General features: G+C 58.7%; 3 protein-coding genes. All 3 read right to left on the bottom strand.

Going from position 1 to position 1057, the window contains the following annotated elements; translation table 11 throughout:
- Positions 1 to 25: 25 nt before the first annotated feature.
- The 3 genes from FOA17_RS15490 to FOA17_RS15480 all read right to left on the bottom strand — a co-directional run bounded on the left by FOA17_RS15490 (position 26) and on the right by FOA17_RS15480 (position 1046).
- Positions 26 to 430 carry a hypothetical protein gene (locus tag FOA17_RS15490; protein ID WP_149142418.1) on the bottom strand — a complete coding sequence of 135 codons (405 nt, stop codon included), beginning with the start codon at positions 428 to 430 and terminating at the stop codon, positions 26 to 28.
- An 87-nt stretch (positions 431 to 517) separates the two neighbouring features.
- Positions 518 to 712 (bottom strand): hypothetical protein, encoded by a 195-nt coding sequence (locus FOA17_RS15485; RefSeq protein ID WP_108437617.1) that lies wholly within the window; start codon positions 710 to 712, stop codon positions 518 to 520.
- A 1-nt stretch (position 713) separates the two neighbouring features.
- Positions 714 to 1046 (bottom strand): DUF6915 family protein, encoded by a 333-nt coding sequence (locus tag FOA17_RS15480; protein WP_238991847.1) that lies wholly within the window; start codon positions 1044 to 1046, stop codon positions 714 to 716.
- Positions 1047 to 1057 lie beyond the last annotated feature (11 nt).

The following is a 1057-nucleotide window of genomic DNA, read 5'->3' as shown; positions in this document are numbered from 1 at the left end:
TGAGGGTTCAGGACCATGAAGCCGGTCAGCCGCACCTAATAATCTTTGGCTGGTCTGGCAGTATGCCAAGTCGATGCTTCTCGTCGACTGGAGGGCCATGCGGCATAATCCTGATCCCGGCATAATACGCCTTATGCCGAATTCGGCATAAGGCATAGGCGAAACCCCACACCCCCTTGAGGTCGAACGCTTCAGCCAGGCGCAGCACGAAGCCAATCACCTGTTCGACGTCGCCAGAGAGATCATCGTGGATCCAAAGGACATACGCAGCGTCGCCCTCTTGCAGCGAAAGCTCGAAGCCGCAGCAAAGCGGTTCATCGCGGTCAGCGTCTTCAAGCCGCGACTGGACGAACATACGATGCGCGGCAAGCGCATTTTCCGAAGTGCTAACATCGAGCAGGCACGAGAAATGCGTGAAGTAATCAGCCATAGGTGACTCCTGAATGAGAACCACCCGACCGAAGGGCCGGGCGGTATGATTGAAGAGGGGTAAGTCTTTGGGGTTGGTGTCTGCCGGTCAGGACGAAGCAGACCTTGCCCTCTCCTGTGCGGCCTCATGCGCATTCAGCATGTCGCGGTAGAACCGTCGCCGCGACAGCCGCAGACCGGGCTGACGGCGGATCCACGGATGCAGCGCTTTGGCCGCAGCCTTGATGACATCACGCGGTTTTGCCGTCAGGGGAAGATTCAGATGGGGATAGAACGGGTCCACGTCACCTGACCTCCAACACGGGCGATACCAGGTGCGGATCGACCAAAGGCTCAAGCTTCTCAGTTCGCCCCATCCAAGGTTCCGGTCGGATCGCCTTGATCCAGTCCGAAAAGCTGGGGATGAAGCCCAAATCTTCGCGGACGTGCTGCTCGCCGACCCATCGGGTTGGGATGATGCGGCCCGTCGACAGTGCGATCGTCGGCCCGAAGATCGTCTCCGCCATTATATAGACAGAGTCGGTGAAAGCCGACTTCGGGCGTATCGTGGCAGACGATTCAGATTCAGTCGGAGATGTGCCATGGTGGGTGCAAAGCTTGAAGGCCCCGGCCCTGATCCATCCTCGCT

Origin of the sequence: Gemmobacter caeruleus (assembly GCF_008271655.1) — a bacterium.
GTDB classification, from domain to species: Bacteria; Pseudomonadota; Alphaproteobacteria; order Rhodobacterales; family Rhodobacteraceae; genus Gemmobacter; species Gemmobacter caeruleus.
This window is presented reverse-complemented; position numbering and strand designations above follow the sequence as displayed.